At 35.7% G+C, this 26,151-nt stretch carries 22 protein-coding genes; 21 read left to right on the top strand and 1 reads right to left on the bottom strand.

The genetic code is table 11. From position 1 onward, the window contains the following. The first annotated feature begins 10 nt into the window (after window positions 1-10). From gndA to ZPR_RS12580, 10 genes are all read left to right on the top strand, one after another. Window positions 11-1,417 carry an NADP-dependent phosphogluconate dehydrogenase gene (gndA, locus tag ZPR_RS12535; RefSeq protein ID WP_013072061.1) on the top strand — a complete coding sequence of 469 codons (1,407 nt, stop codon included), beginning with the start codon at window positions 11-13 and terminating at the stop codon, window positions 1,415-1,417. Window positions 1,418-1,440: 23 nt separating this feature from the next. Beyond that, window positions 1,441-2,967 (top strand): glucose-6-phosphate dehydrogenase, encoded by a 1,527-nt coding sequence (gene zwf, locus ZPR_RS12540; protein ID WP_013072062.1) that lies wholly within the window; start codon window positions 1,441-1,443, stop codon window positions 2,965-2,967. Then, a complete protein-coding gene (pgl, locus tag ZPR_RS12545; RefSeq protein ID WP_013072063.1) occupies window positions 2,961-3,671 on the top strand; it encodes a 6-phosphogluconolactonase in 711 nt (236 codons plus the stop codon). Before zwf ends, pgl begins: the two co-directional genes overlap by 7 nt. 224 nt (window positions 3,672-3,895) lie before the next feature. After that, window positions 3,896-6,226, top strand: coding sequence for a T9SS type B sorting domain-containing protein (locus ZPR_RS12550; protein WP_013072064.1), 2,331 nt, complete (start codon window positions 3,896-3,898; stop codon window positions 6,224-6,226). 235 nt (window positions 6,227-6,461) lie between these two features. After that, on the top strand, window positions 6,462-7,004 hold the full coding sequence (locus ZPR_RS12555) for a helix-turn-helix domain-containing protein (protein ID WP_041578901.1): 543 nt from the start codon (window positions 6,462-6,464) through the stop codon (window positions 7,002-7,004). Between the two features lie 227 nt (window positions 7,005-7,231). After that, window positions 7,232-7,834: an FMN-dependent NADH-azoreductase gene (locus ZPR_RS12560; RefSeq protein WP_013072067.1), complete on the top strand. Its 603-nt coding sequence runs from the start codon at window positions 7,232-7,234 to the stop codon at window positions 7,832-7,834. Window positions 7,835-7,952: 118 nt separating this feature from the next. Next, on the top strand, window positions 7,953-8,780 hold the full coding sequence (ygiD, locus tag ZPR_RS12565; RefSeq protein WP_013072068.1) for a 4,5-DOPA-extradiol-dioxygenase: 828 nt from the start codon (window positions 7,953-7,955) through the stop codon (window positions 8,778-8,780). A gap of 129 nt (window positions 8,781-8,909) precedes the next feature. Continuing rightward, a complete protein-coding gene (locus tag ZPR_RS12570; protein WP_013072069.1) occupies window positions 8,910-9,092 on the top strand; it encodes a hypothetical protein in 183 nt (60 codons plus the stop codon). Further along, window positions 9,092-10,117 carry a glycosyltransferase family protein gene (locus ZPR_RS12575; RefSeq protein ID WP_013072070.1) on the top strand — a complete coding sequence of 342 codons (1,026 nt, stop codon included), beginning with the start codon at window positions 9,092-9,094 and terminating at the stop codon, window positions 10,115-10,117. The genes ZPR_RS12570 and ZPR_RS12575 overlap by 1 nt, the downstream gene beginning before the upstream one ends. 178 nt (window positions 10,118-10,295) lie before the next feature. Further along, a complete protein-coding gene (locus ZPR_RS12580) occupies window positions 10,296-11,714 on the top strand; it encodes a GH1 family beta-glucosidase (protein WP_013072071.1) in 1,419 nt (472 codons plus the stop codon). A 121-nt stretch (window positions 11,715-11,835) separates the two neighbouring features. Here ZPR_RS12580 and ZPR_RS12585 read toward each other — a convergent pair whose 3' ends face one another. Next, window positions 11,836-13,311, bottom strand: coding sequence for a sulfatase family protein (locus tag ZPR_RS12585; protein ID WP_013072072.1), 1,476 nt, complete (start codon window positions 13,309-13,311; stop codon window positions 11,836-11,838). A 1,252-nt stretch (window positions 13,312-14,563) separates the two neighbouring features. On the opposite strand from ZPR_RS12585, the gene ZPR_RS12595 reads away from it, so the two are divergent. The 11 genes from ZPR_RS12595 (at window position 14,564) to ZPR_RS12655 (ending at window position 26,124) form a co-directional block, all read left to right on the top strand. Beyond that, the gene (locus tag ZPR_RS12595; protein WP_013072074.1) at window positions 14,564-14,755 is read left to right on the top strand and encodes a cold-shock protein; all 192 of its coding nucleotides are present in this window, start codon (window positions 14,564-14,566) and stop codon (window positions 14,753-14,755) included. A gap of 126 nt (window positions 14,756-14,881) precedes the next feature. Continuing rightward, complete coding sequence (locus ZPR_RS22565) at window positions 14,882-15,136, top strand: hypothetical protein (RefSeq protein WP_049771446.1); 255 nt, start codon at window positions 14,882-14,884, stop codon at window positions 15,134-15,136. Window positions 15,137-15,485: 349 nt separating this feature from the next. After that, window positions 15,486-15,890 carry a helix-turn-helix domain-containing protein gene (locus ZPR_RS12605; protein ID WP_013072077.1) on the top strand — a complete coding sequence of 135 codons (405 nt, stop codon included), beginning with the start codon at window positions 15,486-15,488 and terminating at the stop codon, window positions 15,888-15,890. Between the two features lie 392 nt (window positions 15,891-16,282). After that, entirely contained in the window at window positions 16,283-17,995 is a 1,713-nt protein-coding gene (locus ZPR_RS12615; RefSeq protein ID WP_013072078.1) for a patatin-like phospholipase family protein, read from the top strand. A 1,155-nt stretch (window positions 17,996-19,150) separates the two neighbouring features. Next, on the top strand, window positions 19,151-21,880 hold the full coding sequence (locus ZPR_RS12625) for a hypothetical protein (protein WP_013072079.1): 2,730 nt from the start codon (window positions 19,151-19,153) through the stop codon (window positions 21,878-21,880). A gap of 382 nt (window positions 21,881-22,262) precedes the next feature. Further along, on the top strand, window positions 22,263-22,823 hold the full coding sequence (locus tag ZPR_RS12630) for a hypothetical protein (RefSeq protein WP_013072081.1): 561 nt from the start codon (window positions 22,263-22,265) through the stop codon (window positions 22,821-22,823). Continuing rightward, window positions 22,813-23,157, top strand: a complete 345-nt coding sequence (locus ZPR_RS12635) for an ASCH domain-containing protein (RefSeq protein ID WP_148211722.1) — start codon at window positions 22,813-22,815, stop codon at window positions 23,155-23,157. Before ZPR_RS12630 ends, ZPR_RS12635 begins: the two co-directional genes overlap by 11 nt. 223 nt (window positions 23,158-23,380) lie before the next feature. Beyond that, the gene (locus tag ZPR_RS12645; RefSeq protein WP_041578908.1) at window positions 23,381-25,414 is read left to right on the top strand and encodes a hypothetical protein; all 2,034 of its coding nucleotides are present in this window, start codon (window positions 23,381-23,383) and stop codon (window positions 25,412-25,414) included. Continuing rightward, window positions 25,368-25,565: a hypothetical protein gene (locus ZPR_RS23250; protein ID WP_148211723.1), complete on the top strand. Its 198-nt coding sequence runs from the start codon at window positions 25,368-25,370 to the stop codon at window positions 25,563-25,565. The genes ZPR_RS12645 and ZPR_RS23250 overlap by 47 nt, the downstream gene beginning before the upstream one ends. Continuing rightward, window positions 25,562-25,816: a hypothetical protein gene (locus tag ZPR_RS12650; RefSeq protein ID WP_041578909.1), complete on the top strand. Its 255-nt coding sequence runs from the start codon at window positions 25,562-25,564 to the stop codon at window positions 25,814-25,816. The genes ZPR_RS23250 and ZPR_RS12650 overlap by 4 nt, the downstream gene beginning before the upstream one ends. Further along, window positions 25,813-26,124, top strand: a complete 312-nt coding sequence (locus tag ZPR_RS12655; protein WP_013072087.1) for a hypothetical protein — start codon at window positions 25,813-25,815, stop codon at window positions 26,122-26,124. The genes ZPR_RS12650 and ZPR_RS12655 overlap by 4 nt, the downstream gene beginning before the upstream one ends. Window positions 26,125-26,151: the final 27 nt, after the last annotated feature.

Here is a 26,151-nt window from a genome sequence, read left to right on the forward strand (position 1 = left end):
AAACTGAATCATGAAAGAATTCGATTTTGGAATTGTTGGTCTTGGAGTAATGGGTAGAAACCTTTTACTGAATATGGCCGACCATAAATTTTCTGTAGCCGGGCTGGACCTGGATCCGGAAAAAGCGGCGTCGCTGGAAAAAGAAGCTTCAGAAAAGCACACGATAAAAGGAACCACCTCGCCAGAAGAGTTTTGCGGGTTAATTCGTAAGCCCAGAGCGATCATGCTTCTGGTTCCTGCGGGAAAACCTGTAGATGCTGCGATTGCTTCGTTATTACCTTACTTAGAAGAAGGTGATGTTTTGGTAGATGGAGGAAATTCTTATTTTCCCGATACCAACCGCCGGGTGGATGAGCTTGCTGCAAAAGGAATTCACTTCTTTGGCATGGGAATTTCTGGTGGCGAAAAAGGAGCCCGTTTTGGCCCAAGTATGATGCCAGGAGGGAATGCCGAAGCTTACGAAAGACTTCGCCCTATTTTTGAAGCCGTAGCAGCCAAAGTAAACGGGGAGCCCTGTGTTACTTATCTTGGAAAAGGATCTGCTGGAAACTATGTAAAAATGGTTCATAATGGGATTGAATATGCAATTATGCAACTTATTGCAGAGGTGTATGATCTTTTGAAAAGAGGATACGGAGTAGAAGATGCTAAAATTCAGCAATTATTCGAGAAATGGAATAATTCAGAATTAGCTTCTTTTCTGGTAGAAATTACCGCCGGGATTCTTAAAAAAGAAGACGAGGTTACCGGAAAAGGAATTTTACTGAATTATATCTCTGATGCTGCAAAAGCCAAAGGAACCGGTAAATGGACCTCGCAAAACGCGATGGATATCCAGGCGCCTATCCCTTCTATTAATGCGGCGGTAGAGATGCGTGATATTTCTAAGTATAAAGAAGAACGTGTAGAAGCTTCAAAGCAATTAAAATGGGATGATGTTTCAGAAACTTCAGAAGAAGAAATTTTTGCGGCATTAACCGATGCGTTCTACTTTGGGATGATTACTATTTATGCCCAGGGATTAGCCCAGTTAACCATTGCTTCTAAGGAGTATGATTATGGTCTAAATCTGGAAGAAGTGGCTAAGATCTGGAGGGGCGGATGTATTATCAGAGCCGCCTGTTTAGAAGATTTTAGACAGGCCTACAGCAAATCCCCAGAGCTTCCTAATCTTTTGTTAGATGAAACTATAGGAAAGACTTTAGTAGAAAAACAAGCTGCAGCACGTAATGTGGTAAAGGCTTTTATCGACAAAGGAATTCCCTCATCGGTATTTAGTTCTACCGTGTCTTATTTTGACTCGTACAGAAGTGAAATTTTACCCACCAACCTTATCCAGGCACAGCGGGATTTCTTTGGTGCGCACAAGTATGAGCGTAATGACCAGGAGGGTATTTTTCATACTGAGTGGAATTAAGCCTCAATTAATTTAAAACTAAAATGAAGACAGAAAAGAAAGCGGCCCCAACGATCATTGTTATATTTGGAGGAACAGGAGATCTTGCCAGTCGCAAATTAATCCCTGCATTTTATAATCTTTATCTCGATGATCGAATGGCAGATAATTTTGCCATTTTTGGATTGGGAAGATCAGATTTTGATGATACCTCGTACCGAAAAGATCTTTATAAAAAATTAAAAGAATTTTCTCGTCGCGATCCCGATTCAAAAATCTGGAAGAAGTTCGAAGAGTCGATTTATTATTTTAAATCAGATATCACCAACGAAAAATCCTATCAGGATTTACATTCCAAATTAGATAATCTTGATAAAGAATGGGGAGAACGAGCCAATAGATTATTTTACCTATCGGTATCTCCCAAATTTATCGATGATATTACCGCAAACCTTAAAAACCAGAAACTGGTAGAAGAGCTGGAAAAAGACCGTTTGGTGATCGAAAAGCCATTTGGTTATGATCTGGAGTCTTCTATAGAACTAAATCAATTGCTTCGTCGGACTTTTGACGAAAAGCAAATTTTTAGAATTGATCATTATCTGGGTAAAGAAACGGTACAGAATATTTTGGCATTCCGTTTTGGGAATGCTTTATTCGAGCCGCTTTGGAACCGAAACTATATCGACTATGTACAAATTACCGTTGCAGAGAAGGTAGGTGTGGGGTCACGTGGTGGTTATTATGAAGGTTCGGGAGCGCTTCGTGATATGATCCAGAATCACCTGTTACAGATTCTTTGTATGGTAGCGATGGAAGCACCGATTTCTGCCGATGCTGAAGAGATTCGGAATCGTAAGGTAGAAGTTTTACGTGCCATTCGCAGAATAAAACCCGACGAGGTAAGCAAAAATGCCGTTCGTGGCCAGTACAGCGCAGGTTGGGTAGAAGGAGAAAAAGTACCAGGTTACCGCGAAGAAGAGGGCGTAAGCGAAACTTCGAATACCGAAACTTATGCGGCAATTAAATTCTTTATCGATAACTGGCGTTGGCAAAACGTACCTTTTTATTTAAGGACCGGTAAACGTATGCAGGAGAAAAGTTCTTCGATTACTATTCAGTTTAGACCCGTACCGCACGCGGCCTTTCCCGGTGAGCAGTCCAATAACATTATGCCCAATAAGCTAACGATTAACTTACAACCGCAAATGGATATCAGGTTACGTTTTATGACCAAAAAGCCCGGTTTGGAAATGAACCTTAATCCTTCTGAGATGGTTTTTGATTATGATAGCTGTTCTACTCATACACCAGAAGCTTACGAAACCTTATTGCTGGATGCGATGTTGGGTGATACCACCTTATTTATGCGATCAGATCAGGTAGAAGAAGCCTGGGACGTGATAAAAACCGTTCAGGAAGCCTGGGATAGCAGGGAGTCGATTAATTTTCCTAATTATCAGGCAGGAAGTTACGGACCAGAAAACGCAGAAGCCCTTATTGCGCAACAGGGACATGTATGGTCGATTAACGTACCCGGAAAAAAAGAAAAGAAACAAGAAGAATGCTAAACATATATCAAACTAAAGAAGAAGCCAGTCGTGCTGCTGCCCGTCATTTTGTAGAATGTGCAGGTCTTGCCATAGAAAAACATGGCAAGTTTACTGTTGCCTTAACCGGTGGATCTTCACCCGGAGGCATGTACGATTTGCTAACTAGAGAATTTATAGATCAGGTAGACTGGGGTAAAATTTTTGTTTTTTGGGGAGACGAACGATGGGTTCCTTTAGAAGACGAGCGTAGTAATGCGGGAAATGCTTTTAAGGATTTTCTTGATAAGGTGAGTATTCCAAAAGAACAAATCTTCCCGATGTATAAGGACGGAATTTCGGCCGAAGAGTATGCAAAAGAGTATTCGGCGATTTTGGATCAGGTATTAGAAGATGGTAAAACCTTCGATCTCATCTTTTTGGGCATGGGAGACGATGGGCATACCGCTTCCTTATTCCCGGGAGAAAAAGTAATTCACGAAAAAGAAAAGAAAGTCGCGGCTTATTTTCTGGAACCTCAGGATATGTACAGAATTACATTAACCGCACCATTAATCAATTCGGCTAAAAGTGTAGCATTTATTGCCTTTGGTGCAAAGAAAGCAAATGCACTTTACGAGGTGATTAAAGGAGAGAAGAACATAGAGAAATATCCTTCTCAGATCATCGCACCTGCGGGAGAACTTATGTGGTATGTGGATAAAGAAGCCGCCGCTAAAATATAGTAGAACGGTATTAATACATACGAGCTTTTAAAAAAACCGGACTGTTTTCGCAGTCCGGTTTTTTTTATAACACTTCACTAAATAATTATAAAGTATTGAAGATTAGTAAATTGTAATGAATCTAAGGAGATAGTAAGATTAATTTTAAAATTAAAAAGTTAATAAAAACATAAATTTGTATACAATAGCTTATTATTGCCGATCAATTAACAAGGTTAACCGTTTTGAAATTATATACATTACTTCTTATTTTTTTTCTCAGTATATCCATTTATGCCCAGTGTCCATCAGGAAATATTACTATCAGTTCTCAAGCGGAATTTGATAAATTTGCCAGAAATTATTCAAACTGTAAAACTATAGACGGAAATTTTACAATTACCGGAACTGTGACCAGTTTGGCACCTCTTCAAAATATAGAAGAAATTAAAGGGAATTTGACGATTAGAAATACCAATATTGTTGATTTTACCATAAATCTTGCGATTTCAAAAATTGATGGTAATCTTCGTATACTGGAAAATAGCAGTCTAAAAGACCTTAATTCCTTCAACGAACTAGTAGAGGTAAATGATATTTATATAGAAGATATAAAAGGGTATTTAAAGGGCTTTGATAAATTAGAGAAGGTAAATACTATAGACCTGAAAAGGCTTGGAATGTCGCTGGATGCATTTCAAAACCTAAAATTTATCGAAAAGAATCTACAAATGGATAAGGCAGGTTTGGTCTTAAGTATATTTCCTGCCTTTAATAAAGTAGTATATATTAAGGGTTCTCTTATAATGGAAGATTATGCACATGGGGTAGGATTATTTTCTGAACTAAAATATGTTGGAAATAACTTGTACATTAGAAGAACGGGTATCAATGAAATAGAAGGATTTAATAAGCTAGAATCCATAGGTAGCTTGGGAGGGGGAAATTTTGAAATTAGTGAATCCATGGAACTAACAGTATTTACAGGATTTAATAATTTAGAAAGAGTCTATGGTCATATGATTATAAAAGATAACCCTGAATTACCAAGCATTAGCGGATTTCGCAACCTTCACAAAATTGACAAAACCTTAAGTATTCAGAATAATAACGCGTTACCAGCCTTAACGGGACTGGAAAGGCTAACTTCAGTTAGTGGTAATTTAGGGGTTATCGGTCTTACTGTTTCCAACAATGAAAGTTTAATCGACTGCTCCGCAATTTGTAATCTTTTAGCTAATGGCGGAGTTTACGACGAGGTAAGAATTGTAAACAATCCTTCTAAATGCAGTAGCAGGCAGGAAATAGAGGAACAATGTCTGCCAGATTTTGATAATGATGGAATTCCCGACGATATTGATTTGGATGATGATAACGACGGAATTCCAGATATCATTGAAGATAAAGGTATTCCAGGTCGGGATACAGATCATGATGGTTATCCGGATAAAAGAGATTTAGATAGTGACAATGATGGTTGTTTTGATGTTATTGAAGCGGGATTTAACGATCCAGATCATAATGGAACCTTAGGGAGTTTACCGGATACCGTAGATGAAAACGGGTTAATTATTAACGAGTCATCAGGGTATGAAGAACCGTTAGATGCAGATAATAATGGTATTGCTGATTTTCAGGAAGCATTTTTACTTCATCCTGGGGATGATGCAAGTCTTCATCTATGCCAAAATGGAAGCATAGTAGATCTATTTACTTATTTGGGTGCCAATGCTCAGGCAGGCGGGATCTGGAGTCCCAAATTAAGTTCTAATTCTTCGATTTTTGATCCTTCTTTAGATCCCGAAGGACTTTATAGTTATACAGTGAATAATTATTGTGTATCAAAAACTGCTATAATTGAAGTAACTTTTACAGACCAGCCTGACCCTGGATTAGGCTCAAGTATTGCTGTATGTAAATATGAGAAACCATTTGATTTAATTGATTATTTAGGAGGAACCCCAGATTCAAATGGCTATTGGGAACCTGCTTTACCAGGTGGTAAGTTCGATCCTCAATTAAATAAGCCGGGAAAATATATATACAATGTTTCAAATGCTAATTGTGAAGTGCTATCGGCCGCCATTGAGATTACACTTTTGACCAGGAATGAAGCTGTAAATTATCAATTAGCTAAGAAGGCTAATAATAATGGCTCTTACGACATTAATATTGAAACTGAATATGAATCAGATTACATATTTACATTGGATAATCATATTAACAATACTACAGGAAATTTTTATCGCGTAGCACCAGGGACTCATAAAATTGATATCACAGAAGTCAATGGATGTTCTTATATCAGCGAACAAATTCATCTGATTGGATTCCCTAATTATTTTACACCAAACAACGACGGGGCTAATGATACCTGGAAGCCTGTTGGAATTGGGGATAAGGAGGTAGAAGTCTCCATTTTTGATAGGTATGGGAATTTAATAGCTATCCTAAATAAAGAAGAGGAGTGGGATGGTACTTTTAATGGCAAACCACTTCCTGAAGACGATTATTGGTTTCATGCTATTATTGATTTAGAACTGGAAGAAAAAGGCCATTTTAGCCTAATTCGTTAAATAAGGACTTATAGTGTTTTTTACTACAATCTTATCGACAAACTACCGTTATAAAAGTTGAAATACCTTTTGTGTTCATAAAATTTCATGAAAGACTAAACAAAACGAAGAAATGGCATTACAATTGCATTATCTATTTACAAATATTTAGTTTAAAAATACAGTATTAATTTTTAGCCGTAGCGTTTTTACACCCTACTATTAACGAAGGCTCTTAGATAAAACAATCACATCGATGAGTTTGTTCGTATCTTACATTGTTGGCTTTTTGTTGCTGGTTAGTTTGGGGATATTTGCTATTTCTGGCTCAACCCTTGTTTTATTCATCTTATTTCCTCTTTTTCTAATTATGATCTGCAATAGCGGAGTACTGGAAGAAAATGAGGAGGAGCAATCTTCACACCATCTTTATATCGATCATAGTGCCGCCCTGGAATATGTAAGGCTTCTCGATAAAATCATGCAAAGGGAAAAATTTTATTTAATTCAGAATTTAAAAATAGATGAAATCAGCAGGCATCTTATGCTCACCTCAAAAGAGCTGGATTATATTCTTAAAAAATCGAAGCAGTGCACTTTTAATCAATATCTGGACGATTTAAGGGTGTTGGAGGTAAGGGAAATGATCAATATCCCCGAGTATGAAGAATGCGATTTAGCATGCCTTGCCGAAGCTTGTGGTTTTAGCAACTTTGCCGATTTTGAAACTGCCCTATGCAGGGTTTTCAATACCAATCCGCAAGAATTTCGTGAACGTTTTATAGAGCAGGATGTTTAAACTACTAAACTAAATGTTAGTAGTAACATCTATGGAAGTACCGTTTATCGCAGGAGTATTGTTTATATATTTGTATATACAAATGTTGATGGAAAATCAGGATCATGTTTTCCGATCTTGATAAGTTTTAATATTAGGACAGAATATAGAACACTCGAAATAAATAAACAATTTCTTATAAATGTCTCACGGATTTATCCTGAGAAAGTTTACTTAAAATACCTATTATGAAAAAGATACTTCATGTGATTTCTAGCTTAAACGGACAGAACTCTTATAGTATGGCTTTAGGAAATAAAATTTTAGAGCAGCTAAAAAAAGAAAATCCTGATAGTGAAGTTGTAGAAAGAAACCTCGTTGCAGAAGATTTTCCACATATCACTGCAGATAAATGGCAGGCCATCATTACTCCCGAAGAAAACAGAACCGAAGCACAAAGAGAAACTATAGCTTTTCAGGACGAAGTTATCCAGGAATTACTTGATGCCGATATTTTGGTTATTGGTGCACCTTTATACAATTTCGGAATTCCATCACAACTAAAAGCATGGATCGATCACCTGGCTAAATCGGGAGTTACTTTTAAATACACTGAAGAAGGTCCACAAGGATTAGTTAGTGGTAAAAAAGTATATATCGCGATGAGTTCAGGAGGAGTGTATTCTGAAAATCCTGCTTACGATTTCGTATCCGATTATCTGATCAAAGTATTGGGCTTCCTTGGCATGACAGACGTAGAATTGATAAGAGTAGAAGGTATTGCCATTCCAGAATTAAGAGATGAAGCGCTGAATAAAGCTGAAAAGCAATTAGCAACATCGCTGGCTTAATGCGCTGAAAGAAGAAAAAGAAAAATGACCATCAGCCTTTCGGTATACTATCCGAAAGGCTTTTTTTATAGTTGGTGTTGCCTGGGATAAATAAAAGAATAACCTAATTCGATGAATAATGAATTTAGCAGACATATATAAGATTTCAACAGATTTTAAAACCACCCCAAAAATGCCCGTATTATTTTTTGGGCATGGAAGCCCGATGAATGCTATTGAAGAAAATGAATTTGTGGCTAATTGGCGAAAAGTTGCTGCAAGCTTACCAAAACCAAAGACTATTTTATGTATTTCGGCACACTGGATTACGGGAGGAACAGCCGTTACGGCCATGAGTAATCCAAGAACTATTCATGATTTTGGAGGTTTTCCACAGGCATTATTTGATGTTGAGTATCCGGCCAGGGGAAATTCCAAACTGGCGGAAGTAACAGCTGGTTTACTCACCGGCGAAAATATTCATTTAGATCATCAGTGGGGATTAGATCACGGTGCCTGGAGTGTGCTTAAACATCTGTATCCTGAAGCAAACATCCCAATCGTTCAGCTAAGTTTAGATGCTTATAAAAGTCCGCAGCAACATTACAGGCTGGCTAAAGAACTAGCGATACTTAGGAGAAAAGGAATTTTAATTTTAGGCAGCGGCAATATAGTGCATAACTTACATCTTATCGACTGGCCTCATATGAATAAGATAGATCATGCCTTCGATTGGGCGAGGGATGCCGATACTAAAATTAAAAATTTAATACTTTCCAAAGACCATAACGCACTTCAGGACTACGCGAATTTAGGAACAGCGGTAAAGCTTGCGGTCCCCACATCAGATCATTATTTGCCATTACTATACATTCTGGCCCTACAGGAGGATAATGATAAGCTGGAATTTTTTAATGACAAAGCGGTAGGCGGTTCGCTAACGATGACCTCTTTAAAACTCAGTTAGCAAACAAGCTTGTCACTTTACACAGCGGGCTGCAAGATAGTTTTTAACCTTAAACATACACTTATTTAAAATACACGTAACACCTTTTAATTCATAAGCTTATAAATTTATGAGTAATAAATTATTGTTATGGATAAGCGTATGATGCTGAAAGGGAACGCCAAGCTTAAGCCCACTAAAAATTATTTCTTAAAGGATAATTTTCAGGAAATACTGGTGGCGATTTTTGTGCAACGTAGATTAAGTGCGATGATCTCACCATTTATTCTGAAGAAAAAAAATCATATCCATTTTTTTAGAATATCGCATTAATGAAAATACTTTATGCGATCCAGGGCACCGGCAATGGGCATCTTAGTCGGGCGTTGGAAATTATCCCTATTTTACAAAAAAAAGGAGCGGTTGATCTTTTGGTCAGCGGTATTCAGGGCGATTTAAAATTACCTTACGACGTTAAATATCAGCTGAAAGGCCTTAGTTTTATCTTCGGAAAAAAAGGTGGTGTGGATATTTGGAACACCTATCGCAAAAACCGACTGAAACGCCTGTACAAAGAAATAAAAAGTGTGCCGGTACAGGAATATGATCTCGTTATAAACGATTTTGAGCCGGTAACGGCCTGGGCATGTACGATGGCTCATAAAAACTGTTTTGGATTAAGTCATCAATCGGCCGTATTACATCCTTTAGCGCCAAAACCTTTAAAGGAAGACTGGTTAGGATTAAAAATTTTAAAGCAGTATGCACCCTGCAGCTTTAGTTTTGGGTTTCATTTTAGGGCTTTTGATGATCGTATTTTTACACCGGTGATACGGTCTGAGATAAGACAGATTCAGCCGGAAAAATTAGCCCATTACACCGTATACCTTCCTTCGTATTCCGATAAAAAATTGCTTAAACTGTTTAGTAGTTTTCCAGCATTCAGGTTCGAGATATTTTCAAAACATTTTAAAAAGGCTTCCACAATCGATAATATTATCATTCGCCCGGTAAACAACCAGGATTTTGTAAAGAGCCTAAGCACATGTAGTGGCGTAATTTGCGGAGCGGGCTTTGAAACCCCGGCCGAGGCCTTATTTCTAAAGAAAAAATTGTTGGTGGTACCCATGAAAGGTCAGTTTGAACAGCAATGCAACGCCGCGATGCTGAAAACAATGGGGGTTACCGTACTTAAAAATCTAAAAAAGAAGTCTTGTCATGCCATTGAACCATGGCTTTTAAAAGATGAGATTATCGAGGTGGATTTTCCTGATGAAACCGAAAAAATTATTGATCGGTTAATCGCCACCGCTCAAAAAGACCTGAAGTCTCCTGTACCTCCTAAGCAAATTGTATAAATAAAGCCTTTGTTTGATAAACAAACCAATGGTGATTTTTGTACGATGCATCAGTGATGTATCAGCTGCGTATAAGCAAAAGCGGTGAAGAAATGGTAAAACTAAAGATCAAAGCGCTACAGATGATTTCTTAGGGCTTTAAAAAACTAAAATCAAATAATCAATATAGATTTATCTTGTGAAACAAGCACATTTTTCAGCATTAAAGCGTAGTGATTTCGGGAATGATTTTATTTGGGGAACTTCTACCGCAGCTTTTCAAATTGAAGGAAGTCCCTATAGCGATGGTAAAAAGGCATCAATATGGGACGAATTTTCCCATAAGAAAGGAAAAATCTACGAGGGACAAAATGCTGATGTTGCCTGTGATTTCTATCATCGATTCCGTGAAGACTTACAGTTAATGAAATCGATGAATATTTCAAATTTCCGATTTTCGATTTCCTGGTCCCGGATTTTACCTGATGGTACCGGAGCGGTTAATTCAGCCGGTCTTGATTTTTATGATCGGCTTATTGATGAATGTTTAAAAATAGGGATTACACCCTGGGTGACACTCTATCACTGGGATTTACCGCAGGCCCTGGAACGTAAAGGGGGCTGGACCAATCGAGACATCATTAACTGGTTTAGTGAATACGTGAAAATTTGTGTAACACGATTTGGTGATCGTGTAAACAACTGGATGGTTTTAAACGAACCTTTGGTATTTTTAGGAGCAGGGCATTTTTTGGGAATTCATGCGCCGGGTAGGAGAGGGGTTAAAAATTTTATACCCGCCATGCATCATGCTTCCCTGTGCCAGGCAATTGGGGGGAGTATCTTGCGAGATCATAATCCAAACCTGAATATTGGTACCACATTTTCCTGTTCGTATATTGAAGCCTACCGGGATCGTGAAAAAGATCATAAAGCCGCTAAGCGGGTAGATTGCCTGGTCAACCGATTGTTTTTGGAACTCAGCCTGGGCTACGGGTATCCTTTCGAGGAATTGCCATTTTTAAAGCGGGTGGATAAATTTTATAAGCCTGAAGATGATCAATTGTTAGCCTTTGAATTCGACTTTATCGGTATCCAGAATTATACCCGTGAACTTGTAAAAAATGCCTGGTGGATTCCGTATCTACAGGCCACCAATATCAAGGCAGAAAAGCGAAACCTGCCAACAACTGAAATGGGCTGGGAAATATATCCCGAAGGACTTTTCCAACTGCTAAAAAAATATGACGCATATCCCGGAGTAAAAAATATACTGGTGACCGAAAATGGCGCTGCCTTTCCGGATCATCTAATCAACGGCCAGGTAAAAGATGAAAAGAGACAACAGTATCTTCAGCAATATATGGGAGCGGTCTTAAAAGCCAGGAATCAAGGCATTAATGTAAACGGCTATTTTGTATGGAGCTTTACCGATAATTTTGAGTGGGCCGAGGGCTACCATCCCAGATTCGGACTCGTATACATCGATTACAAAACCCAACAACGTATTATTAAAAATTCGGGGCTATGGTATCGTGATTTTTTACAAACTCCGGAAACGCCTAAAAAAGCCATGCAGCGTTCCTCCGTTCAGCATTCTAATTTTTTTAAACCCTAGGAACCCTCTTTTCAGATCATGAATATCATCAACCTTAACTGCCAGCCGGTTTCATCGGCTGGCAGTTAAGGCTTATAAAATGGCTATTTTAAAAAGATTTTGTTTTTCTGGCACCTGTTCGTTACTCCTCTTTTTCCAATTCCGGCATTTTTTGATACCAATGGGTAACTTGAGTCGTCATTTTTTTTACTTTTCCGGGATACTCTGTGGCAATATTGTTGGTTTCCGCCGGATCTTTTACAAGATTATACAATGCCGGCCTGCCGCCATCATAGTCACAAACCAGTTTAAAATCACCCGCTCTCATCGCTAAATCGGGGAGAGCTTGCTCAAAATCCTCATATGTTTTACGATCTGGTGGTCTGCTCCAAAAAATAGGTGCTTTACGGGAATGACTGTTTTTTCCCAGCATAGTTTTAAGCATATTTTCCCCGTCGGTTAGTTCCTCTTTTTCGGTACCAATACCGGTAAATTGTAATAAGGAAGGTTTTAGATCGATGGCCGAAAAGTAATTTTGAGAATTTCGGGTACCCCGGGCATTTTCCGCAACAAAATTCGGTCCCCACACAATTAAAGACGATCGGATGCCGCCTTCATATAAATGACCTTTAAATCCGCGTAGTTCTCCAGATTTTCCGGCACCGGGTTCGGGACCATTATCAGAGCAAAAAACAATCAGTGTATTTTCGCTTAAAGCTTTATTGTTTTTTACATAGTTAAAAAATTTTCCAAACTGTTTATCCATTTCTTTTAGCACCGCTAAATATAACGCACGTTTTCCGTCTTCTTTGGTAAGGTTATAATCTTCAAATGGCGGCCAAAACGGACTATGAACGTCATCCGGCCAGATATTTACATAAAATGGGGTATCTTCAGCGCTGGCCTTATCCATAAAATCAATGGCGGCGTCGATAAAGCCGGTAGTGATTTCAGATCGCTGCATCCAGGTCACTTCGCCACCTAAACGTTCGGCATCTTCCCAAATCCGGCCTACGTTGCCTTCCGCATCTTTGGTAAGTGGTAGTAATTTAGGACCAATCCCTTCAAAATTGGTAAGTGATTCATCAAAACCATAGGTCGTGATTTTGGGAGCTTCTACCACATTCCTTTGGCCGCCCATATGCCATTTTCCAAAATGACCGGTGGCATACCCATTCGCCTTTAGATCTTTAGCCAGCATTGGTGCTTCGGGAGCTAACCAGTTGGCCAAACCTCTACGATTATTATGCTGCCTGTCTGAAAGGTAGGAGGTGATATTCCATCGTTGCGGATAAGTTCCAGTAGATATGGCTACACGAGATGGCGAACAGATCGGCGCGTTTACGTAAAACTGATCAAAACTAATACCTTCAGCTGCCAGCTGATCTACATTGGGTGTTTTAGCCTCTTGATTTCCAAAGCTGGATAAATCCTGCCACCCCATATCGTCAATAAACACCAGAATGATATTCGGTTTTTTCTGCTTGTTTTCTTTAGAATCAATCTTCGTTTTGCAACCCCAGCACATACTTATTAGGGCTAGGGTACCTGCTGTAAAAAGCAGGTGACGTATAGGTTTGGTAAAATAGGAGGTCACAATGGGTCGTTTTCCGAACATATTTTTTAGTATAAATGACTTGAGCCAATAAAGTTATAAAATTATTTTCAGTAAATAAATCGATTTAGCTGTAACTGTCAAAGTTTAAAAGTTAGAAAGTTCAAAGTTAGAATGTTCAAGGTTTAAAAAGTTGTTGTACGGTGAACAATCATTCAACATTTAAAATAATAGTTTATTGTCTCTTTTCTATATTCTAAATACAAATACCTCAGCTGTCATTTCGAGCGCAATGAAATGAAGCCGAGAAATCTCAATCAACAATTTAAGTTAGAAAGTTTGAAAGTTCAAGGTTCAAAAGTTGTTGTACATGAACAATCATTCAAAATCCAAAATTCAAAAAAGTTCCATAATGGTCACTTCGAGTATCAAATTTTGGAAAGCAATGGAAAAATTTGATGTATCGAGAAGTCTGTTTTTTAGTAAAAAGTTTGAAAGTTCAAAGTTAGAATGTTCAAGGTTTAAAAGTTGTTGTACATGAACAATCATTCAACATTTAAAATAATAGTTTATTGTCTCTTTTCTATATTCTAAATACAAACACCTCCGCTGTCATTTCGAGCGCAATGAAATGAAGCCGAGAAATTTCAATCAACAATTTAAGTTAGAAAGTTTAAAAGTTGAAGGTTTAAAGTTGTTGTATATGAACAGTCATTTCAAATTCAACATTCAACATTCAAAAAAGTTCCATAATGGTCACTTCGAGTATCAAATTTTGGAAAGCAATGGAAAAATTTGATGTATCGAGAAGTCTGTTTTGAGTAAAAAGTTTGAAAGTTGAAAGTTCAAAAGTTCAAGGTTCAAGGTTCAAAAGTTATTGTACATGAACAGTCATTCAACATTCAAAACTCATCATCCTGTTTCCTGACTCTTGCGTCTCTTATGTATTTTCTCTTTTCTATATTCTAAATACAAAAACTCCGCTGTCATTTCGAGCGTAATGAAATGAAGCCGAGAAATCTCAATCAACAATTTAAGTTAGAAAGTTTAAAAGTTGAAAGTTCAAAAGTTATTGTACAGGAACAGTCATTCCAAATTCAACATTCAACATTTAAAATAATAGTTTATCGTCTCCTCCTACAGAATGATTTTAGAAGGAAAAATAGCTGCGTAAACCCAGCAATTATAGGGTTTGAAATAAAATTAAAATTATTTTACTGAAAATCAAAGTGTTAAATCTGAAAATAAATCAAACATATAGTGATTTATCCAAATATTAGTTCCATCTTTGTCACTTATTAATTAATACATTAACATGAGTAAAGGAACAGTAAAATTCTTTAACGATAGTAAAGGATTTGGATTTATCACTGAAGAAGGAGTAGACAAAGACCACTTTGTACACGTAACAGGTTTAATTGACGAGATTCGCGAAGGCGACGAAGTTAAATTTGATCTTCAGGAAGGTAAGAGAGGATTAAACGCAGTAAACGTAGAAGTTATATAATATATAGTTTTTTAAGGTTTATTAGAAAGCTCACCAGAAATGGTGAGCTTTTTTGTTTTTAAGTAGTTTTGGTTTTATATTTTACTGTTGATTTTTCTAAGTCATCAATGATTTAAAACATCAAAGATGAAGGTCTACGGAACATGTAAAAACTGCGAAGGAGAAATTAGTATTACTACAGATGCTCATACACGTGTCGAGTTCGTCATGTATAAAGGTGAAACTATAAACATACAATGTAAATCTTGTGGCCAGCACAATGATTTTCATGTAGATAGACTATATGCAAAACCGTCTAAGATTGCACAAATTATAAGCGGACTTGTTTTTCTTATCGGTACGCCATTAACATTTTATCTCGTAAACCCCGTTTTTAAATGAAGCCGCGATCATTATGTGATTTATATCGTAGGCGGTTTTGTACTTGTTCCTGTGGTGGTGTTTGCCATTATTAACCGGCAGGATCAAACCAGGGTATCCAGCTTTAATAAACGGAAATTAAAAGGGATAGTGCATAATATTAGATAGTTGACCATCATATCTGAAAGCACTCTGTAAAGGGATAAAAGAGCTGACTTGCAAATAATATTTTTTTGATTCCGTTTTACCAAACCGGCTAACGAAGCAGAATCGTTTAGAAGACTTGCAGATCTAAAGTCAATAAAAATGATCAGGCTGTTATCCCATTTTTTAAAATTTAGTATCTTTAATTTTTCTAAGACTTTATCGCATGAATAGTACAGCCACACCACATATCGGGAGAAAAATAAGTCGGATCCGGGAACTTCGCGGCATGAAACAGGAAACACTGGCCGAAGAATTGGGCATCAGCCAACAAAGCGTTTCTCAAATGGAACAAAACGAAAACCTTGAAGATGAAAAACTGGACAAAGTAGCCAAAGCCTTAGGGGTGAGTAAAGAAGCGATTAAGAATTTTAGTGAAGAGGCTATTTTAAATATTATAGGGAATACATATCATGTAGATAATTCATCTGCCGTAAATTATGGTTGTACATTTAACCCAATCGATAAAATAATCGAACAATCTGATAAAATTGAGGAGCTTTATAAAAAGCTTTTAGAAGCTGAAAAAGAAAAAGTGGCTTATTTAGAGCGGTTGTTGGATAAAAAATAAGGTACTTTAATAGTGCGGTTTTCAGTTATTATCTTTCATTAAACCGGTATTGTTATTTGCCGGTAAAACACTGCTTTAAATTTTTTTTCCATTAGGCTTGCGAGATGGTATATCCCAGATGATCTTCGCAATTTTCGATCTAAATTTACCTAACATTAGTATCATTAGGCCTATATAATGTTACTTGATAACCGAGATGAAATACTCCGATCCTGATCTCGAGAGCTATCTGAATCGCGATGCCAAAAAATGATGAATGCTTCATGGGCTTGCCCCAAGATAGTGTAGTTTCCCAGTAAACACTTCGAAAATACCCAGTATCAGGTATTTTATTATCCATTGTTTCTATTGAATTTTATACTATTTGATTTCAACTGAATAATAAATCAACTATGCCTGTAAAATTTAAACCTTTCGATAAAATCGGACTTTGCTTTAGTGGAGGAGGCTACAGAGCAACTTTTTATGGCTTGGGGGTACTTTCTGTGCTTCATAAAATACAATTCCAGGAAAAAAGCTTACTTGAGGCTGTTAAATCCATAAGTTCTGTGAGTGGGGGAACGCTACTTGCAGCGGCATACACCAGATCTGTTCAAAAGAATCAGCATTTCAACGATTTTTACCAAAAGCTATATACCACCTTTGAACCAGCTAATGATCAGCTTCTTGAAAATGCTACCAGGAAACTCAAGGACGATCAGGTTTGGAAAAATAATGCCTATAACAGGCGCTCGGTGATCAATGCCTTTGCCTTGTGTTATCAAGAGATGGAAGTCTTTGAAGGAACCTTTGAGATGTTTCACAAAAATCATATCAAGCAATTTGATACCGTTTGCTTTAACGCTACTGATTTTACCTACGGGTTAACCTATAGATTCCAGAACAGAGGTGATTTTGGAAATGGTCCCTTATACAAAAGCTACAGGAGTCAAATCAACGCATTGAAAGATCAGATTGAAATAGGAGATATCGTTGCCAGTTCGTCTTGTTTTCCCATAGGCTTTGCGCCCCTTGTTTTTCCTGACGATTATATAAAGGATCATAACAATTCCAGTTACCAACAACTCAAAAGCTATGAGGTTTTTAAAGATGGAGTCGGTTTGATGGATGGAGGCATCGCAGACAATCAGGGCATAGGTAGTATGGTTCTTGCGGATAAAAGAAAAGGCGGCAGGTTGGATCTTATTTTGATTAATGATGTAGGAGGGAACCAGATGCCGGCCTGGGAGCCCTCCCATGAATCTGAGTCAGTCGCCGGTATCAGCCTGACCGATGCTGTTTCAAAAGTTTTAGATTATTTAAAAGTCCGTGCCCTCTATTGGATTCCGGGGGTAATCGCCGTGTTGATGCTCATACTAAATGATATGCAAGTGTTTGGAGACCGATCCTATGCTTCCATTTATATCGTTTTTGGGGTGCTATTGGGAGCAAGTATATTGGCGACGACTATAGGCTTGATCGCCTCAGTAGTTAAAAACACTTATCTAAAAAAAATTGCCGAGCTCTTTGAAAAGAATGTGCCCAAAACTATTGAAGATGATATACTAAGACTTAAAAACCTTAAGGTTTCCCTGATCAAACGTATATTAGCCGAGCGCATGTCCAGTGCCTTCACGATGATTAATTATGTATTCATGAACCAGATACGCCGCCTTAACTATGACCTGTTGTATTCTTCAAGTAAGCTCAAAAATCGTAGAGCAACCGCGATGATTTACGAACTGGACGGGCAGCGTAATTCGTACACGCGTAACGATGAGGATAAAGTAGCGATAGACCCACCGTCTAAATTATTGCAAGATGTAGCACTAACGGCCACACAAATGCCTACGACCTTGTGGTGGAGTGAAGAAGATATTAAGCTTAACCGTATGAACAAATTAATTGCCTGTGGTCAATTTACCGTTTGTTATAAGCTTTTAAAATACATTATCGAATTGCAAGATGGCACAGAAGATCGTAGCGAAATTGATGAAATGTTCGGGAAAATGGCCATTGAAAGCCTGGAAGAACTCCCGTTTCCAGAACTGATCCCGCTAGAGCAGCAGCTGCGGGAACTTTGGCGCAAATTTAACGAGAACCCGTTATGGATGGTGGAGGAGTGAGGTTATTATGGAATTCCTAGAAGAGAGAAGTATGCTTTAAATAAGTGAGCATTTTACTCATTGAACTTCAATCCCGTCACTTCGAGTAAAAATCGGTTTATATTTTTGTATCGTGAATAGGGATTGAAGTTAAAATGAAGTTCACGATACAATTTAGCTATGTTTCATTTTGTATAAAATCATTTGGCCAAATAATTTTTAGTGTATACAGATTAATCTATACTATTATGTAAAATAGAGCATACTTGCCATTGGATGAGATCCTGAATCAAGTTCAGGATGACTAAAATCTCATTTCGAAAGACCTCTTTCTGTGACTGAAAAATCGCGTCAGTTGGTCAGACAAGTATTTTTAAGATAGCATGAATGAAGTTAGAGCAATACAAAACCGGACTTTGAGTTGAATAATGCGTAGTGCTAACGAAGCATTATTCAACTCAAAGTCATGCTAGCATCTTATAGTTAAGATTCATGTTAAGGAACAACCTATAAATACCAATCGCTGAGAATAGCGTATTTAAAATTTTCTGGGCCGTTTGAGGAATACTAGAATTATAAGAATTGATTTTAAATGAACTTTGATTGAATGATGCATAATGTTAGTAAAAGATCCATGGGACCTAAAGAAAGGCACTACCCCTGATCTATATAAAAAAGTATAAAAACAGGACTATTCCTAATAAAGTACTATATTCCTTCTTTTTAACTATAATGTTCTTCGTTATGTAACTTGAGCTTTGGTTAAAAGCGAAATTTGCAGCTAAAGTTTCTCTAAAAAATTTATTCTAAAAGTTTCTTCTACGATGTCAATGAAACACTTTTTATGCGACGACGTAGAAGGGAAGCGTAATATATGTGGAATTTTTTTGCATAATAATTGATATATTATTTGTGAGCATATGGTGAAATTGGTATACACACTTAATTGTCAATCAGGCGCTTTAAAAAGATTTGGGGTTCGAATCCTCTTATGAATTTTCATCCCTTTGGGATTCTAAATAAAAAAAGCAGGAGAAGTTTCTCCTACTTTTTTTATTTAGCTTAATTATGTCTTAATGGCAAAATAATTATTAAATTTTAATTAATATGTTATATTGTCTTTCAAGTAATTAAGGGTCAGATTTGTGACACATAAGATTATTGACAAAAATAATTATGATAGTAAAATCAATTCATCTTAATCAATGGGCAAGTACTTTAGATAGTAAGGGAATATTACCATTATTAGTAAGGAAGCTAATATTTGCAAGCCTAAATTTCGAAAATATAAAATCAGCTGATTTTCCGGCAGAGGAAGATACCTATATAGGTGGTTATGATGGAATTTTGAAAACATCTATTGGAAATAAATTTATTCCAGAAGGTGATTCGGTATGGGAATTTGGTACCAATTCAGATACTAAAACAAAGGCTAATAAAGATTATGCGAAGAGAACTAAAGATTCGCTGGGTATTAATAAATCAGAAACAACATTTGTTTTTTTAACACCTAGAGTGTGGGTTGGTAAAACTGAATGGGCAGAAGAAAAAACAAAAGAAGGAATTTGGAAAGAAGTAAAATGTTATGATGCAAGTGATTTAGAACAATGGTTGGATATTGCTAGAGGTGTAGATTATTGGATGGCTAACCACTTACGCTTAACAACTGAAGGAGTTTATATTGGAGAAGATTTTTGGAGTAGCTGGTCTAAAACTGATAAGTATGAATTCCCTCCTGAAATAGTATTAGGCGGTAGAGAAGAAGCAGTATCATCATTGAAAGAACTCTTACTTGATTCAAGTGGAGTATCAACTTATATGAAGGCACCAACTACCGATGAGGCCTTGGCATTTGTTTTAGCTACTATTGTTTCGATGGATGAAAAATTGAAAGAATCTATTTTATCTAAAACACTTATTCCAACTGATATAAATAGTTTACATAGACTAATTAATGAGAAAAGGCAGTTAATAATTATTCCTAAATGTCAAATCGAAGAAATTGATATTTCAAAAGCTAAGTCAAATAATCATATAATTATTGTACCTGCCACGATAAATAGTTCCAAAAAAAACTATGAAATTGTTTTACCAATTATTGAATTTGCCCCCTTTATTGAATCTTTAAAAAAGATGGGGATTGGAAATGAAAAATCTAGGCAATTATCAAAAAACACAGCTAGAAATATTAGTGTTTTACGAAGAACTTTAAAAGTTAGTGACACGGAACCTAATTGGTATTCAGCAACTAAAAAAAGTAGCTTAATACCAATGCTCTTATTATCTAGATTTAAAAGTACTAATCAATATGATAAGGAAGTTGTAGAGAAGCTTAGCGAAAAAAAATATGATGAATATGAAAAATCGCTTAGAGAGCTTTTATCATTAGAAGAAACAAATATACTTTTCGTTAATGATACTTGGCGATTAATTTCTCATACTGATAGTTGGCTGTTTATGGCTAAGCATATTACCGCCAAGGATTTAGAAGGATTTAAAGAATTAGCAATAAAAGTATTGAGTGAACATAATCCAGCACTAGATTTAAAACCAGAAGAACGTTATATGGCTGCTATTCACAAAGCCGTGCCTAAATATAGCCCTGAATTAAAACAAGGAATTGCTGAAACACTTATTATATTATCTGTTTATGGAGAAGAGTTTGGTGTACATTGTGGATTTTCTACCGAGTTGTATGTAAACAGTATTGTGCGTGAAATACTTAGAAATGGCAATGCTAATACTTGGAGGTCATTATCTAGTAATTTAATGAGGCTTGGTGAGGCAGCACCTTCAATTATGTTAGAGGAGATTGATTCGTTGGTTGCTTCTGATAATCTTCTTTCTTTCTTTGAGGTTGAAGATACTATGCTGAGCAAGAATAGCTATCTACCATATTTATTATGGACTTTAGAACAAATAGCTTGGATGCCAGAAAACTTATCTAAAGTTTCATTAATTATTTGTCAGCTAATTGAAAAAGGGCCGAAAGATTATCCAAATGCAAATACACCATTAGCAACTTTAAAATCAATTTATCGAAGCTGGTATCCACAGACATTAGCTCCTTTAAGAATTAGAATTAAAGCATTAGAATTAATTCGCAAGCGTTTTCCAGAAATTGCTTATGTTTTGTTTAATAATTTAATAGGAAATCAGCACGATGTAGCTTTTCACAGTAGTCGAATGGAATGGAGGCTATTTAATAATATTGAGGATGTTTCAGTTACAAATAGGGAGAGATTTGAAATGGAAGATTTTGCTATTTCAAATATTATTGAGCTTACTGGTAATTGTTCTAAAAAAATATCATCATTGATTGATAAATTAGATGTTTTTACTAATGCCAAAATAAATGATGCTTTAGAGCATATCAGTAATAATATTCCAACTAAAGAAGATGATAAATCTATAGTTTTTCACGCATTTAGAAATTTAATTGGTAAACATAGAAGCTTTCAACAAGCAAGATGGGCTCTTCCGCTTGATATTCTAAACGAGTTTGAAACAGTCGCGCTTAAATTTGAGCCATCAGACATCATTTTAAGGGATATTTATTTATTTGAAGATAGTTATCCAGAATTCTTTGAAGGTAAGGATGAGTTAGATATAGATAAAAACAATAAAATTATTGTTTCCAAAAGAGTTGATTTTTTATTAGAGTTCCTTAAAAATAATTCAATTGATGATGTCATAGAACTCTCTTTAAAATTAGAATACCCAATATTTGTAGGAGAGGGGTTGGCAAAAATCACATTAGATGAAAAGATAGAAACCAAAATACTCAATCTATTAGGAAATAAAATAGAAAAAAATGAACAACTAGCCTCGCAATACGTAAGAACAAAAGAATCACAAATTGGTCTGGATAATTGTATTAAAATGTTCAAGAAATTAAAAGCTTAGCTTTTTTTGGTGTGGCCAAGCGGTGGCAAATTGAGTTTAAAAATAAATGCCATAAAGCATTTAAATTTTTAAAAAGCAATCGAGCCTTTGGGCGCGGCAATTTTACATAGCGGCTATTATAGTACAAACTGTAGAATGTTCAATTTTAATTCAAAATCCAAAAACGAAAATATGATGACCCCAGTTCCGGATATTGTTTTAAAACACTTGATACAGTGGGATATTTTACATAATAGAGAATTATAGCTATCAAAGTATTTGCACTATAATTTATAGTATGCAAATACTTATTTTATTCGTTTTCAAACGATTTTAATCTATATTTATAATCTTTCCTAAAATTTCCCTTTTTTGGCATTTAAATTGAAATGTTAGGGCTAAAATGAAACAACTTTATTTAGAAATCACGAAATATAGAAAGAAGTATAGGGTTCATTTAGGCAATGGCAATTGGCTAACATTCAATAACAAGACCGAAGCAAATAATTTTCTACGTAAATATAAACGTGTTATCAGGGATAATGTTAGTATTTTAAATATTACTCAACCTACAATAAATCAAGTTTTTAGAAATTCTTATTTTCAATTTTCTGAAAGAGATATAAATTACTATCATGGTTTATTTCATTCTTATGACGATAGGTTTAAGTATATATTTAAACGCTTTTCTCCCGGTAATTCCAATGCTTTCATTTTTCAGAATATTAATACTTGTTATCATATTTTGATTGAGATCGTAGAAAGTTTACATTCTTTTGGTCAACGTGGTAAAAATTACGGTATAACAAATATTACAAAACCGTTATTATTACAACTTAATCAGCAATTGCAATCGCTTGAAGCTGATAAGCGCAGTATGTATTTAAATGGTTCTCGTAGTGTAAAAACTCTTAATACTACGTCAAATGAATCGACAAATACAAAACAATCTGTTGGGAACTAAAGCCCCTTTAAGGCTGATAACTTCCAATCAGACAGATAAACACGATCAACAAACATTTATAGAGGTTCTCCGGTACGAAAAACAAGTCGTGCCGGGTCAAGCCTATTCATTTATAGAATGGAGCAATAAAAACCATTTTGGCACATGGTTTTGTGTTTCTGTTCGCTATTTATACTTAGAAGATTTAACGGAAGAAATCGCTTTTTTGGATAAAAATTGCGATTTGGCAACCTACAAACAAATCATGCAAGAAATAAGGCATTTTAACCAATTTGACCGCCTTATGCTTTGCACCTTCACCCAAATGTTTAACGTTAAATCTATGCCATGCTAATTCACAATTTTATAATAGACACTTTCTTTTTTAATGTAGCCTTATTGCTCGATCTACCCGACGTTAATATAAAAACCGATAAGGATTTAGAACCGGAACAAAGAGCAAAGGAAGCTTTCGAAAATATGTATAAAGACTATAAAAACAATAGTCTAGAACCATCAAGGTTTAACCCTCGGGTTTTTCAAGCTTTTAAATTCTACATCAAAAACAGGGAATTGTTATGCTTGACACGATAAGGCTAAGGCTTTATGGTGCAAACGATATCAAAACAGGTACATTATCAGAAATACAAGCGCAAAACGGTTTACCCCGTTTTGCTGTACCTGAACATAATGAACTGTACCGTAAAATCTTGACAAAGCAAGGTAAAAATTTCACAATGCACTTAACGTACAACCGTGAAATTGACGATTATGAGCCGATTGCGGAGGATGAATGGTTGTTAAATAAAAATTCAAATACCGTAACAAAACACTATCAGGTTAGGGATAGGATGAAATTTTATGAAGAGGGCAAAGTAAAGGACAAAAATAAAGCCATTAATGGCTCTTATTCTGTTCCCTCGTCTTTTTCAGATGTAACCTTTAGGATAAACGAAAATGGCGGTTTTATAGATTTTCAGGTATCAATACCTAAATATTTATACGGTCATTCTCTAGCCGAATTTATCCCACAAACTGAAAGTGATTTAAAATTTGAGCATGGTATAAATTTCAATAGCTATGATTTCCAAGCTAAATTTATTTATGACCGATTGTTTAAATTCATCGACAAATTTTTTACTGATCTATGTATTTTCTTTGGCTGCGAAAGCATTCCCAATAATGATTATATTGAAATATGCCGTTTGGATTTATGCTATAACATGTACTTTAAGAGTAAAGAAGAAGCTTTGCGAGTACTCCAAGAACAACGCAAAATCCAAATGAAGCTAAAGCGGTCCAGTATGGCAATTGAAAAATCTTTCGATACTTCAATTTGGTATAAAAACGAACACGGAACGGCATATAAAATTTACCATAAAGGTTCGGAATATTCAAGCTCCAAATTTGGAGATTTAAGAAAACACTTAAACATAAATAAAGAATTTATAGAACATTATATCAATAAAAATTGTTCTCCTGATACTAAAAAATTTTACCGTGAAAATCAGGGCGAAATCTGGAATTATTTTTTAGCGAAGGGCAAAGACAATCATTTTGCACTTACACCAAAAGACGAAAAACGGCTAAGGGCTGTTATCGCTGATATAGACGAAAAAACACCCTATAAAATCCCATTCCTTAAAAAGGAAATGGATAAGGTTTTAAGGTTTGAAATATCAATGTCAAATAGGTATTTCATGTACTTGTATAAAAGGCATTGTTTTAGAAGAAATGATAAGATACATCAGGAATCCGTAAAACGCTATAAACAAGCTGCAAGCGTTTACGCCAATTCAAATAAAAAGTTTTCGGACGTAACCCGTAGAGATCGTAAAAACTATAAAATGATGCACGGTTTTTTAAATAGGGGGATAGCTTTGATTTTAGGAGATAATAAGACCTTAAAACGCTATTGTACTAAGGCTGGAAATGATTACAACCACGTTACCGGAGAATATAATATAAGCCGTTTTGAGTACCGTTATACGGTACTTGGTAAACATGATACTGTACATTTCTCAGAATATTTTTTAATGCAATGTATTAAGCGATTTAAAGCTTTTGTAAAACATTACACTATTCAGGAAATAGAACCTTTTGATTCGATAATGGATAAGATTAAGGAGTATAATAACAATGTTCAGGCTAACGTAGATTCTTACAACGAAATAAACCGTTTTAAAATTGTTAATCCGGGTACAGGCGAATTTATACGTAAAAAGAACGGGCAAAAATATACAAGAGCAACGCAGTTGCTCACCCGTAAAGAACTTATGAAGCAGGGCTTAAAAACTGTAAACGCTACAATTCTAGGCTCTGTACTTACGCAAATGTATCACCACAAGAAAAGCTTAACACAGGTTTTTGAGGATTTGGGAACAAATAAAAGTACCAAAAGCCGTATTAAATCGGACTTAGAGTTTTTTGAAGTTTATGACAACTCTTTAAGCGTTGCCGAACCTGTGAACATGAAAATGACTTTTGAAAAATATTATTGGAATACCTCAGGCTTACAATACGCCAAAAACTTTTATAGAAACATTAAATTAAAAGCTGAAGATTATGGCAAGAATCCATTTGACACCCAAAGCGACTACGCTATTGCATGAGCTTAAAGAAGAATTAGGCGAACATAAACAAACAACCGCTTTAGAAAGGATTTTAAGCGAATTTAAGGAAATGAAAACCCAATTTAACGCTTTGTATTGGGTTAACGAACTAAACAAAGCTAATAACACTAATAACGCTTTAGAATTATGAGTTATATAACTTTACCTAAAAAGGTTGAAATAGATCAAAACACCAAGGAGTATATGAGATATCATGCAATGATTCAATATAGAATATTGTTTAAGGATTTATATTCTCAAAAATCTAAAAATCATCCGGAATATAATTTTGGCGGAATGTCTTCTTTATATTTTTTAGGTCAATTTTTTGGAATGACTGATTTAGATTGTGATGAAATAAAAAAAGAAGTTGAGCAAGAATTAAAAGCTGAAGAATTATGAGACCAGAAATATTTTTTCCTTTTATAGGTGTATTTATATTACTCCTTGGTTTGGTGTGTAATGTCATTGATATTAAAAATTATATCAAAAGTTATCAAAACAAATCGATATCAAAAGAAGATCCACCGGAACCGGATCGAAGATTGATTGAAAATGATATCAAATTTAAATATTTGAAGGATGAATTGGTTAATCGTGTTCTTAGAAATAATTCAATTTATATGGCTACTGAATCCAAAACAGCTTATTCAGACCAACTTTTAAATGAAATCTTCTTCTTAAATCAATTATTAAAAAAGTATAAATAGCCCAAAAAAGACTAAAACGGGCTTATT

It is taken from the genome of Zunongwangia profunda SM-A87, assembly GCF_000023465.1.
GTDB lineage: Bacteria > Bacteroidota > Bacteroidia > Flavobacteriales > Flavobacteriaceae > Zunongwangia > Zunongwangia profunda.